Source organism: Pseudoalteromonas sp. NS-SX12, assembly GCF_057367955.1.
On the sequence record NZ_CM170635.1, the window covers coordinates 664738 to 677583 of the forward strand.

At 40.5% G+C, this 12846-nt stretch carries 13 protein-coding genes; 6 read left to right on the plus strand and 7 right to left on the minus strand.

Going from position 1 to position 12846, the window contains the following annotated elements; genetic code table 11:
- Window positions 1-3 precede the first annotated feature (3 nt).
- Complete coding sequence (locus AC2IOM_RS17160) at window positions 4-1053, minus strand: NADP-dependent oxidoreductase (RefSeq protein WP_486360576.1); 1050 nt, start codon at window positions 1051-1053, stop codon at window positions 4-6.
- A 35-nt stretch (window positions 1054-1088) separates the two neighbouring features.
- Window positions 1089-1763: a type 1 glutamine amidotransferase domain-containing protein gene (locus AC2IOM_RS17165; protein WP_486360577.1), complete on the minus strand. Its 675-nt coding sequence runs from the start codon at window positions 1761-1763 to the stop codon at window positions 1089-1091.
- 174 nt (window positions 1764-1937) lie between these two features.
- On the opposite strand from AC2IOM_RS17165, the gene AC2IOM_RS17170 reads away from it, so the two are divergent.
- Window positions 1938-2822, plus strand: a complete 885-nt coding sequence (locus AC2IOM_RS17170) for a LysR family transcriptional regulator (RefSeq protein WP_486360578.1) — start codon at window positions 1938-1940, stop codon at window positions 2820-2822.
- A gap of 66 nt (window positions 2823-2888) precedes the next feature.
- On the opposite strand, the gene AC2IOM_RS17175 is transcribed toward AC2IOM_RS17170, so the two are convergent.
- Both AC2IOM_RS17175 and AC2IOM_RS17180 read right to left on the minus strand, forming a co-directional pair.
- Entirely contained in the window at window positions 2889-3725 is an 837-nt protein-coding gene (locus AC2IOM_RS17175) for a DUF417 family protein (RefSeq protein ID WP_486360579.1), read from the minus strand.
- A 187-nt stretch (window positions 3726-3912) separates the two neighbouring features.
- Entirely contained in the window at window positions 3913-4776 is an 864-nt protein-coding gene (locus AC2IOM_RS17180) for an alpha/beta hydrolase family protein (protein WP_486360580.1), read from the minus strand.
- Between the two features lie 145 nt (window positions 4777-4921).
- Here AC2IOM_RS17180 and AC2IOM_RS17185 point away from each other — a divergent pair, with 145 nt between their 5' ends.
- Both AC2IOM_RS17185 and AC2IOM_RS17190 read left to right on the plus strand, forming a co-directional pair.
- Window positions 4922-5356, plus strand: coding sequence for a hypothetical protein (locus tag AC2IOM_RS17185; protein WP_486360581.1), 435 nt, complete (start codon window positions 4922-4924; stop codon window positions 5354-5356).
- 156 nt (window positions 5357-5512) lie between these two features.
- Window positions 5513-7168: an amidohydrolase gene (locus tag AC2IOM_RS17190; protein WP_486360582.1), complete on the plus strand. Its 1656-nt coding sequence runs from the start codon at window positions 5513-5515 to the stop codon at window positions 7166-7168.
- A 137-nt stretch (window positions 7169-7305) separates the two neighbouring features.
- Here AC2IOM_RS17190 and AC2IOM_RS17195 read toward each other — a convergent pair whose 3' ends face one another.
- Both AC2IOM_RS17195 and AC2IOM_RS17200 read right to left on the minus strand, forming a co-directional pair.
- Window positions 7306-7746, minus strand: coding sequence for a hypothetical protein (locus AC2IOM_RS17195; RefSeq protein ID WP_486360583.1), 441 nt, complete (start codon window positions 7744-7746; stop codon window positions 7306-7308).
- 36 nt (window positions 7747-7782) lie between these two features.
- Window positions 7783-8271 carry a helix-turn-helix domain-containing protein gene (locus tag AC2IOM_RS17200; protein ID WP_486360584.1) on the minus strand — a complete coding sequence of 163 codons (489 nt, stop codon included), beginning with the start codon at window positions 8269-8271 and terminating at the stop codon, window positions 7783-7785.
- Window positions 8272-8554: 283 nt separating this feature from the next.
- Between AC2IOM_RS17200 and AC2IOM_RS17205 the strand changes: the two genes are divergently transcribed.
- The 3 genes from AC2IOM_RS17205 to AC2IOM_RS17215 all read left to right on the plus strand — a co-directional run bounded on the left by AC2IOM_RS17205 (window position 8555) and on the right by AC2IOM_RS17215 (window position 11173).
- Window positions 8555-9049, plus strand: coding sequence for a DoxX family protein (locus AC2IOM_RS17205; protein ID WP_486360585.1), 495 nt, complete (start codon window positions 8555-8557; stop codon window positions 9047-9049).
- A 139-nt stretch (window positions 9050-9188) separates the two neighbouring features.
- Complete coding sequence (locus AC2IOM_RS17210; protein ID WP_054979629.1) at window positions 9189-9560, plus strand: BlaI/MecI/CopY family transcriptional regulator; 372 nt, start codon at window positions 9189-9191, stop codon at window positions 9558-9560.
- A gap of 11 nt (window positions 9561-9571) precedes the next feature.
- Window positions 9572-11173 (plus strand): M56 family metallopeptidase, encoded by a 1602-nt coding sequence (locus tag AC2IOM_RS17215; protein ID WP_486360586.1) that lies wholly within the window; start codon window positions 9572-9574, stop codon window positions 11171-11173.
- A 287-nt stretch (window positions 11174-11460) separates the two neighbouring features.
- Here the strand turns inward: AC2IOM_RS17215 and AC2IOM_RS17220 are convergent, their stop codons facing one another.
- Window positions 11461-12846, minus strand: a complete 1386-nt coding sequence (locus AC2IOM_RS17220; RefSeq protein WP_486360587.1) for an alpha/beta hydrolase family protein — start codon at window positions 12844-12846, stop codon at window positions 11461-11463.

The window sequence follows — 12846 nt, forward strand, 5'->3', positions numbered from 1 at the left end:
TGTTTATTCTGTATCCAAGTGTTCTGGGCCAACTTGCACAACCAATTTGCCAAAGTTTTCGCCTTGCAATAAGCCAATAAATGCTGACACTGCATTTTCAAGGCCGACTACTTTGTCTTCTTTATATTTGATTTGTCCTGATACTAGCCATGGCACCATGGCTTGTTGAAATTCACCATAGCGATGACCGTAGTCGTCAAATACAATAAAGCCTTGCATTTTTATGCGCTTAACAAGCAAATTGCCCATTAGTAAACCAAGGCGATCTGGGCCAGATGGTAAATCAGTCGCGTTGTATTGCGCAATTAAGCCACACAATGGAATACGAGCTTTAGTATTTAAAAGGGGCAGTACGGCATCAAACACTTTTCCGCCCACATTTTCATAATAAATATCAATACCCGAATCGCACACTGCTGCAAGTTGTTCAGCTAAATCTGCATCATTGTGGTTTAAACAGGCATCAAAGCCTAACTCGTTTACCGCGTAATCACATTTTTCTTGGCTGCCCGCGATACCAACCACTTTGCAGCCTTGCAACTTACCAATTTGACCAACAAGACTACCTACTGCCCCTGTTGCTGCTGCAACGACTAAGGTTTCCCCTGCCTTTGGTGCACCTATGTCCATTAACCCCATATACGCGGTTAAGCCTGGCATACCCAGTACACCTAACCCATAAGATGGATTGGCCATTGCGCTATCAAGTTTGATTACGCCCTCGCCATTTGAAATGCTGTAATCTTGCCAACCACCAAATGCGACAACCAAGTCACCTTTCTCAAACCCTTTTAAATTGGACTCTTCGACGCGACAAATACTGCCGCCTACCATAACCTCGTTAATCGCCACGGGGTCTGCATAAGACTTTGCGTCACTCATTCGCCCACGCATATATGGGTCAAGCGATAAGTAAATGGTGCGCAGCAACATTTCATTGTCACCCACAAGTGGCAGGCTGTTTTCTACTAAATTAAAATTCGCGGGTGTTGGTGCGCCATGGGGGCGCGACGCCAAGGTAATTTGGCGGTTTACTGTGCGATTTTGTTTCATATTAAATCCTTCTTATTTAACAGACTGTTGGCTGATTACTCAGCCAATAGCTTTGCCAAAAACTCACCTACAGCGTGTGCGCTCGTTGGGTTTTGCCCGGTGATTACACGCTCATCTTCAATTACAAACTCGCCCCAAGGCTGAACTTTGCTATATTGCGCAGCTTTACGTGTTAACGCTTCTTCAAGTAGGAACGGAATATCATTGATAGTACCAAAATCAATCTCTTCTTCACGGGTAAATCCTGTTACTTGTTTGCTCGCAATTAATGGTTCGCCGTTACTCAATGTGATAGGTAACAATGCCGCAGGGCCGTGACATACTGCAGCAATAATGCCACCTGCTTCATAATGTTTAGCCGCCATACTCGCAACTTCTTCATTGCTCGCTAAATCAGACAGCAAACCAAAGCCACCTGGGTAGAAAATTGCATCGTAATTATCAATATTAACTTGCGATACAGGCACCGTATTGTTGATCTGCGTTTGGAATGACGCATCACCAAGTACTTGGTTATTCACATCATCGCCCTCGATATCTGTGCCATAAAGCGGTGCCTTACCACCATTAATTGATACAATATCAAACGCAATTCCGTTGTCGTTCAATACATGAACAACATGCGTAAGCTCTGGCGCATATGTGCCGTTTGCTTGGTCGGTTTCACCCAATGTTGCGTGATTTGTTACTGGAATAAGTACTTTTTTCATAATAAATACCTTTATTGCGTTTTAATAAGTTAAAACCACTTTATATTGTTTCTAATTTAATGATAATTACCTAAATCAGTTAAACTCTTTTGCTATTTAGCAACAATCAACGCAAACGTGCGCTTTATCATAAAAACGTTAAAACAAAGCAGGTTGTTATAATGGAGCCGTTATATGGACAGTTTTGAAGGTATATTTGAATTTGTGGCCGTTGCCGAAAGCGGTGGTTTTTCAGCTGCCGCTAAAAAGTTAGGCTGCTCCACCAGCCACATTAGCCGACAAGTATCGCGCTTAGAAGAGCGTTTAGGCTCGCGTTTGCTTGCCCGCACCACGCGGCAAATCAGCTTGACCGAAAACGGTGAGTTTTATTACCAACAATGCAAATATCTAGTAAATGGTTTACAACAGGCTAATGAACAAGTTACTCAGCAGCAGTATCAACTTAACGGAACACTGAGAGTCAGTGCTGCAGGGGGCTTTGCTGAGAACTTTGTCGCTCCCGCGCTTATGACGTTTGCCAAAAATCACCCTGAGCTTTCCATTGATATCGACTTTAATAGTCGCATGGTTAATTTTATTGAAGACGGCATAGACTTTGCGATTCGCTATGGCGAATTAAATGATTCAAACCTTATCGCGCGAAAACTAATTAGCCGCTCTATGATGCTTGTGGCAAGTCCAGACTATTTGGCCAAGTACGGAACACCAAATCACCCGAATCAATTAAAAAGTCATCGCTGCATTTTGGCAAACAGTGATCACTGGACCTTTAACATTGATGGGATTAAGCAAAGCATTAAAGTCAGTGGCAACTGGCAAAGTAACAATTCAAATGTGGTACTTGATGCGTGTGAACAGGGTTTAGGTATAGCCTATATGCCTGATAGCACCTTTACTGAGTCAATTAAACAAAACAAGTTGGTGCCCATATTAGCGCCCTTTTGTATTACTGGCGCAACAAGTTGGATTGTGTATCAAAACAAGCAATTTATGCCACTGCGTGCACGCCTTGCGATCGATTATTTATTAGAACACTTCGCTAAATGGCCAAATGAATAAAAACGACTATTTCGAGCTGTAAAATGGCATTAAGAGGTCTTAATGCCATTTTGAATCACGTTATCGCTAAAGCGTATTCTCATCACGATTATTCAAACAATAATACAATACGAGATTTGCGATAAACCATAAGTCTTTAATTAAAAACTGCCCACCCGATGTGAGTAAAGTCTCGCCCGATAACGCTGGAGGCCATGTAAACAGGAATGTTTGAGTGGTAAGCATGACTGCCCCAGCCATAGCAATACCTGGTAACAATAAACGCTTAAATTGCAGAGATAAAATTAATACACTAAGTGCAACAAGGTCGTAAACCCCAATAACATTTGAAGCGGTCTGCACAGACCAAATTGAATACATCCAACTCATTAATGGCGACGAGCGAACCAGATCTTCAATGCCTTGTGCTTCAAGCAAAGTAAACTTCATACCACCAATCCATAACAGCACTAATACAACAGGAAATAGCTGTAAAACGTGCTGTTGACGAAGTGTCATTTTCTCGGCGTAAAGAAAGTGAATTGCAAGTGCCAACAACGCAGCATACTTAATGATCCCTTGCCCCGAACCAATCGCCGGAAAACCACCTAAATCAGCAATCCAACGACTACTGTCCAGTAACGTGAGTAACGGCACTATGCTAATAACGAGTAAAAAAGCAGATAAATCACCTTGGTATTTACGCTTTTTTATACTCAACATAGCAAGAATAGCCATAGCCAAAAATGCAAAACCCGCTAGCAAACTTGCATAGTGCGAACTCATCACGCCATCGAGCAAATAAAAATCCAGCACGCGCTGTAAACTTACATCTTGTCCAATCAGCAAGGTGCTTATCGCCATTAATAAACCGGAAACGCCAAGCAATGCGCCAACAATTACTTTATTGCTGCTCTCTTTCATAAATTATGTACTCAACCGTCTAATCATAAATCGTATGGTGATAGACCTGTATTGAGTACAAAACTATTCAAAAAAGTAAAATAATCCGCCAGTTCAGCTTCGCCCTGACTTACAATATGTTGCTATCAAAATAAAAACAGGCCTTATAACGGCCTGTTTTTAATATGGTAAATCAGCATTATTACTGTTAAGCATGTGAATTCAACCAATCGAGTGCAATTGGCCACAATGTATTGGCGCGACGACTAAAAAACTTCATATGGCCAATTTCGTTTAAATTATGATCGGCTGGCGACAACGTCAGTGTGTTTGCCACTAAGTTGGGGCAAACTGACAGCATATCGCGCACATTCTCATCGGTCGCAATAAAGTCATCTGCGGCATTTACCCATAACGCTGGCATAGCAAGTTCGTTGTAGTAATGCGTAAAAACCGTTTTATTAAATGCGGTTTTTACATATCCACTTCCGTTACACCAAGTTTGCCATTGCTTCGCAACCTGTTTTGGCAATGGCTCTCCCATGCCAAACCATTGGGATTTCGTATAACCAAATACCATGTTTGAAAACGGAATAAACATATTCATGAAGAAATGTGATTTAAACTGATCTTTCAGTTTCATATTGCGCAGTTGCCCTGACGAGCTTGCAAAATTGAATATTGAACTTAATTCGGTCGCATTTTTGGCAAGGCCAATAAGCTGCCCCCCGGCGCTGTGGCCAACTAAATGGTACGAAGTATTTGGAAATAACTGCTGTAAGCATGAAATGGCGGCAGGTTTATCTAATTGCCCCCAACATTGTAAGCTCGCGGTATGCGACGCAATATCGCCATCAATTGATTGCCCGATACCACGATTATCATACGTTAAAACGCCAAAGTCATTGCCTGCTAAATATTCTGCAAACGCATTATAGAACTGACGTTTTATACCAGTAGCCGGCCCAATAACAACCGCTGCTTTTACATTATCAGGTAAATAAGCTGTTGCGGCTAATACATAATTATCTTCACAACTAATTTTAATTTCTTGTTTAACAAAGCTCGCCATGGATTATGCATTTATTAAATGTTCATACTTCATAGATTACAAGTGGTCTTACCAGATAGCAATAAGCATAATCCGTCAAAAGCATTTTTATAAAAGGCACAATAGTTGCTTAACTGCCTGTTTACATGTCAAATTATGGACGTTTATGAACATTAATAACCTTTCCTCGGGCTATTCAGGATATAACACATTACTTCACACCAACAAGGACGACATAACACAATCAAAAAACGATACGGCCACCGCTGACGCAAAAGACAAAGCGAGTGAATCACAAAACGAAAAACCGGCGAAAACAGAAGAGCAACACGATGCTGCTAAGCCAAATGAAACACAAGATAAAATTAATCACATTGTGTCGCTGCAGCAACAAATAAAAAACTTACGTAACACCTCAGATGATGACGACCCAGAAAAAAATACGAAACTCATTGAGCTACAAAAACAATTAGATGAAGCCCTTGTGAACGTACAATCACTAATACAACAGCAAGCAGCAACTTATGTAAGCGGACTCTTTGCAAAACCTAGTCACACAACACAGATCAACGCTGGCTTATTTTTAAATAGTAAAGCGTAATTTATAGGCGTAGTTAAACGTTGACTGTGAATGCAAATAACATAGGATTTACAATAAAATCAATGACAATAATTAAGCAACACAATAAGATGAACTAAACATCAAAAGTACGCTGAAGTGAGCTTTTTACACCTGTAAATCAACAAGGAAGGATCCATGAGAATTAACACAAAATACGTCATGTTAATTGTATTAGCGTTATTTCAATTTAGCGCGATTGCACAAGAAAACAGCCACTTAGCACAGCAGAAAGCATCGCTTTATTACGGAGGGAAGATTATCACAATGGAAGGTGATTCCCCTATGTATGTTGATGCCGTAGTTGAGCAAGCAGGAAAAATAGTTTACGCAGGTTCAAAACAAAAGGCAGAAAACGCATACTCACATGCACGTATGGTAAACCTAACGGGCAAAACATTGTTGCCTGGATTTATAGAGCCCCATCTGCACCCTTCAATTGCGGCCTTGATGCTTCCTAACGATACAATCGCTCCCCATCAATGGAAAAAGCCCAACGGCATTTCCAAAGCGACCAAGACACCTAAAGCATTTCAACAACAACTCAAACAGTCAATCGCTAACGCACCAGAAAACAAAATGCACTTTATTTGGGGCTATCATCAGCTTTGGCATGGTGAACTTAGTAGAGAATTGCTCAACAAATATGCTGGCGAAAACAAACCGGTAGGCATTATTCATCGTTCCTTTCATGAAATTTACCTAAATGACGCAGCCATTAAGTTGTTTAATATCTCCGAAAATGACTTTGTAAGCAACCCGCAAGTAAACTGGCAAAAAGGCCTCGCGATGATGACGGAGCTGATGCTACAAAATGGCATCACAACAATCGCAGAGCCAGGCTTTCCAAGTTCAGACTTTAAAATGGAGTACGCATTTTTAAAAAATGAAATGAATAAGCAGCCACCCTATGATATTTACCTGATCCCGAACGGTACTCAATTGTACGGTATGGCTGGGAATAGCAATAAAAAAGCCGAAAAACAGATGCAAGGCTTAGCAGAAAAATACAATACCGATAATATTTTCTTTTTACCTCAACAAGTAAAGTTATTTGCCGACGGCGCTATTTATTCACTTGCGATGCAAATGAACGAACCTTACCTTAGCAAGCAATTTCACGGCGAATGGATGACACCACTAGAACTTTTTCAACAACAACTCAGCTTTTATTGGCGTAAAGGTTACAAAATCCATGTACATGCCAACGGCGACAAAGGAATACAACAAGTTGTCGACTTTAACAAAGCAGACCAAAAAACACATCCGCGCGAAAATCATCGTTTTACACTACACCATATGGGCTATTTTGATGCCAACATCGCAGAACAAATAAATTCACTCAATATTGAAGCATCTGTAAATCCATTTTACCTGTGGGCGCTGGCCGATAAATACTCAGAGAACGGATTAGGACCACAACGCGCCGAGAATCTGGTGCGTGTAAAAGAGCTCACTAAACGAAATATTCCGGTATCGTTCCACTCCGATTTTGCGATGGCTCCTGCAGAGCCCCTAACCTTGGCATGGACAGCAATCAATCGTGTTACCAGCGAAAACAGTGCTTTTTCTCAAGACCAGCGCTTAGATGTTTATACCGCAATGAAAGGCATTACTATAGATGCGGCTCGTACGCTTAATCTCGAAAATAAAATTGGTTCTATCAAAGTAGGGAAAATCGCCAATTTTACAATACTAAAAGAGAATCCATTTACAGTAGATCCGATGACAATCAAAGATACCCCCGTCGCAGCGGTTGTGCACAAGGGTAAATGGGTACAAAACAAACATTAAAGCCCACGGTCAAGTTTCCCTGTATTAGACAAATTAATTTGAGCATCAAACATATGATGCTCGGTGGACTTTTTAATAGTGCGTTTTGCTCACTTTGCGAAGTGAAGTGCTACCCAAAGGTTTTGAGCGTTAACAGATTACTCAACTGCAAGACTCGGCATTTGCTTCTTCTGTTGGTATTGCGTTGCGATTAAATAACCGAAATAACATAACGGAGCAGGAGACAATACTTTCAATACGTTAATCAACATGGACGCTTCAGGGTGCAATACAATACTTAAAACGCCATACAAGATTAACAATCCGGTAAAGTATACGATCTGTAAAACATGTCTTTTAGCGCGAAAAGTAATAAATGCGGCGGTTATCATAGTTGTAAAGACGCCTATTATCGCACTTCCAATAATTATAAACGGCGATTGTTCTGCCTGTTGTGCCAACGCTTGATAGTTTTGATTAGTAACGTCCAAATTGAGTTGCCAAACCAAGGTTAATAAAATCGAACATGCGATGCTCACAACTAAATACAGCCCGCACGCCATCGCTAACACATTAAATTCTACTGATAGTCTTTTCATCTTTCATCCTTAGCAAGCTCTTACTTGCTCCTTTGGTTAAATTTCAGATGAACCAATGCCTAATTTTCGCTTCAACTTGTATGCATGAAACATAAAATAAAGGGCAGAAAAGACCAAGACAATTGACAAGCTATTCTTCAACACTTGAAACGTTTCACTATCAATTCGTTGCTCGTCATATGCGAAGAAAATGCCTACAAAACCAAACATGTGACAGGCAAATACAAACGCAAATTGAATATACATTCGCTTTAACTGTAATTTGCTCTGTGCGCCTTTTTTTTGTACTTGTTCGTCATCTATTTCCGCTGAAGACTCGCTTATTGATAAGTCACTAATACACAATGATTGCACCGGTACCTCGTACACCGCCGCCAAGCATTTAATGCTTTCTTTCGATGCAACCGATTTTGCTTCAATTCTCTGTATTGTACGTAAACTTAAGCCAGAGAATTCCGACAGCGCTTGTTGCGACCAACATCGAGATTCTCTGAGCGACTTCAAATGCGCAGCGTTTATTTTCAATTGTATATTTGGGCTTCCTTACTGGCTCAGTACTAACCTAGCAAGCAAGCGCAATCTCCGTGACGTTATTGTTCCGTAAGCCTTACGTTACCTTTACGTAACCAAACAATAAATTCAAGCATTAACTGTGGTTAGCAATAAGTAATATTCCGTTAAGCTTTTTTACCAAACCACATTAGTTTGTATAAGTTTTGTAATGTCAGTGAGTTATAGTGGATACAAGGATGTGGTTTTTACGCTTATTAACACCACACATAACAAATAAAGCAATTTGCGAGGGAACGTGATCACACCGGTAATAATTCTTATCTTGCTAATAAGCCCATTACTGTTTGGGTTTATTAAAGGGCAAGTAACGCAACAAGCAATAAACATTAAACAATATGCGTCTATTGGGTTGGGCATCACTTTCGTTTTCTTTGCAATTGGTCATATTGTAAAAACACACGGTATGATTGAAATGTTGCCGCCTTGGGTTCCCCTGCGTTTACAATTAGTTTATGCCACTGGACTATTAGAATTTGCAGTTGGCATTGCACTTTTTACTACAAAGTACCGTGAGCTGGCAGCAAAACTTGCAATTGTTATTTTTATTGTGTTTTTTCCGGCAAATATTTATGCGGCCTTAAACAGCATTGGTTTAGGTGGCCACCAATGGGGACCAATTTATTTACTTATTCGTGCGCCATTACAAATTATCCTCATTGCGTGGGCTTACTTTTTATGTGTTAAAACACACCGCCCAGCACTTATTGCAACGACCGAAAACAATCAATAACCCCGCCATGTTTTAGATACTGCAAAGTTACTTTCAATAATAAAAAGCAAAATTGCTCAAAAAATAGTTTGACTTCATTTTTTATTACTACTACATTTGTAGAAAATAAAAACTACAAACGTAGTAATAAGGTGAGAATATGAAACTAAGTGATTTTGAGCTCGATGTAATGCAATTAATGTGGCAGCACGAACCGTGCACGGCAGCGCAATTACATCAGCTACTTTCGCAAAACAAAGAAGTTGCTTACACCACAGTTAAAACCATTATCGACCGATTAGAAAAGAAAGGTGCAGTTGAGCGCGCAGACAAACAAGGCAGAGCCATTGTGTATCGAAGCAAGGTGCAACAAAGCACCCTTTCAAGCCAAGAAACTCCCAGCTTTATGCAACGTTTTTTTGGTGGAAACTCACGTAGTTTAATTGCCCACTTCATTAAAGAAGAAGAGCTAAATGAAGACGATATACATTACCTACAAGAACTATTAAAAAAGAAAAAGTCACACAAATAAGGTAGGTCAATATGACGGATTATATTCTTACAAATATCATCATTAGCCTGTTGGCACTATTGATTATTAAGGGCCTAACAAACGCCCCTGCAAGAATTGGGTTTTATGTCGCTGTAATCGCTTTAGCTGCTTGGTTTATGCCTTGGCATCTTTTACCTGAAGTTTCGATGTATGCGCAATCTTCAAGCAGCACTTTATTCTTAACAGAGATTAACTTGGCTGATCCCATACTAACCTATAGTGCTTTACCTATTTCGGCTGATGTAACGAGTGAGCTAACACCTTGGTATCATTCACTTGCTTGGTGGCACCTTAGCCTCGCTGTAACCGCAATTGGTATCTACTTATTTTTAAATAAAGTACGTCACTATTTCGCTTTAGTAAAACAGTTAAATAAAGAAGCACGTGACTGTGCAGTGAACTCACAGGGGGAAAACTACCAAGTTAAAACCGTGAACTTAGGCACCCCTGGCATAACAACAGGCATATTAAAGCCAGTGATATGGTTAGACCAAACCCTAGTATCACGTAGTGAACTCGACTCTGTTTTATTACATGAAGCGACACATATTAAACAGCGAGATATTTATTGGATTTGGTTTATATGCCTTACCGAGAATTTATTTTGGTGGAACCCCATCTGTATGTTGCTTGGTGCGAAAGCACGACAGCAACTAGAACTGAGTTGTGATGAGCGTTGCTTTAATCAGCTAAATCAACGCTATCAACATGACCTGGCAAGTTTGACACTTGAAGCTTTTACCGGAGCTCCAAAAGGTTCAAGTTATTGCTCGCCAGTATTAAATATGGCTCATACCAAGCACTTTAACGTGCTCCGAGTAAAAATGTTAAACAAGGAAAAAGTGATGAAGAAAAGACATATCGTAATGATGTTAGCAGCTGTTTCGTTTACTACAATCGCAGCGGCTCAAATTGTTGAGAAAAAAACCTCAACGAATAATGAATCACAAAGTGCGCAATACGAAACAAGTGAATCATATAATACGCAAATGGCAGAATTGCTAAACCTAGCGAAAAACGCAAAATCGGAAGATGCCGCTGAGCTTAAAAAAATTGCCAACACAATCGTTGCATGGCACGAGCAACGCCCTGTCTTATCGCAGGTAGAAGAAAAGCAAATGAAGCTACTTAGCCTAACATTGGTTAACCACCTTTTACACAAAGTTGGCGATCACCAAGGCGCACTTTCTGCATACGAGCTGTGGTACAAAGATGGTAACAACGCACCACACTATACTCGTAATATTAAAGCAGACACCTTGCTCAAACTAGGGCAACCGCAACTTGCAGAACAAGAAATAGAGGCGCTTAAAGCAGACCTTGGCCAGAATGTTAATCAAGGTAGTCTTATGGTTCTAGCGCGTGCCTACATCGACCAAGCAAAATATGAACAAGCGCTTGCTACACTGTCTCATCCAAATGTGGGCGATAACACAGTAACGAATGTCTATAAACGTTACGTTTACTTAAAACAAAACGACATTGAAAACGCCAATAAAATAAAAGCAAAGCTTCCGGCACAATTAGCCACTGAACAACCGTGGATATTTGATTATGGCATTCCAAATTCACCATTGCTGAAACAAATCTAAACTCGTCAGCAATTTAAACGAGTGAAATTGCTCCCGCTACCAAGTTATCTTGGTAGCGATTTTCTCGTTTAAAAACGTGTTTCCTTGTTTAACGACACGTAAACTTCACACTAAAAAGGCGTACAACCTATGTGTACGCCTTTGTTATTAGGGTTATTGGGTATATTACTTAAGCTTGTACTTCTGCGTGCACTATCGCTGCACCTTGGGCAAGGGCATTACGTTTTGCTCGTGCAAGCTTTCAGCCTATTCCCTTAAAAATACATTTGTAACAACATTTGCGAACCTTACTTAAATTGCGCAAGCCAATGAATAGTGTGCTCCCCTATGCGTGCATCAAATAATTCGTTTGGTTCTGTTGGGTTATATTGACGAGATTGACGCGCACGCATATAAGCTTGTTTACTGTCAAAGCGCATAAATGCATGCTCCGCATTTTCGATTACAAGCCCTTTGCTTTGTGGCCTGCCCGATAGTTTCGCGATATCAAATGCCCACGATGGCTCAATGGCTTGAATATCTAAACTGCCATGCATCATCAACACAGGCGTATTTAGCTCTCGCCACAAAGCGCTAAAATTATAGCGATTCAAATCCCTGAAAAAACTGTAATGACGATTTACCGATAACTCACCATTTATATCAACCAAATTTGCTGCAATTGCTTTTTGAACACGTTCATCACTCACGATGCGCTGCCATGGGGTATCTGTATTTAGCCACATATCTAAAAATGGTGTCACCAGCTGTGTATTTTCCAATGCTTGCGCTTTACTAACATCAAAATGTTTCACTGACTGCTTTTGATAAATATCTAGCATATATTGGTACCAACCTTTGGCTACACCACCATACCCTATTATGCCCTTAACTGGAGATTGCTTTGCAATCACAGGGGCATGGAGCACACCGAGCGAATGCCCCCATAAAAACACCTTGTTTGGATCGACGTTTTTGTGTGCTTTAAGCGCCGTTAAACCATGCAAAAATGCGTTTGATTCTGTTGTAAAATCAATATCTCGGCATGCTTTGTCTGAGATGCTGTCGCCTAGTCCGGGCTTTTCTACACGATAAACTACATAACCTGCATTCGTAAATTGGTCGATCATTTGTCGCGTAGTGACATTAGGGATCATGCCATAATCTATAGAATCGCAGGTATAACCCTGAATAAAGAAAATAGCAGGCGCTTTTTCATTGGCTTTTAAGCCATTTGGAATATGCACAATACTGCGAAGTATATTTCCCTGATAGCTCACCTTACTGTATTCAACCTCAGCAAAATCGCTTGTTTCGTATGGCCGAGGCTGCATTTTATTCGACACAGTCAGTACCTTTTTATCGCGCACTAACGAGATACCAATGTCATCTCCTGATTTAAGTGGTCGCACTGCTGATAAGAGCTGATTAAAGTCATTAATCTGCGTACCGTTGACTTGTGTTATCACATCACCAACCGTTAACCCCAATGTAGATGCGGTACTATTAGGTGCCACATGTGCCAGCATCACCCCTTGGTTTTGATGATTGTTATTTGGCATTACGCCAAGTAATGTGGCTCTAGGTAAGGTGTTTTGAGACTCTTTTTTTACATCCGCTGCACTACTTTGGTTTGATAGCATAAACATAGTCAGACAACTTAATGCCAGTAAGTTCGTTTTTATTAATGTCAT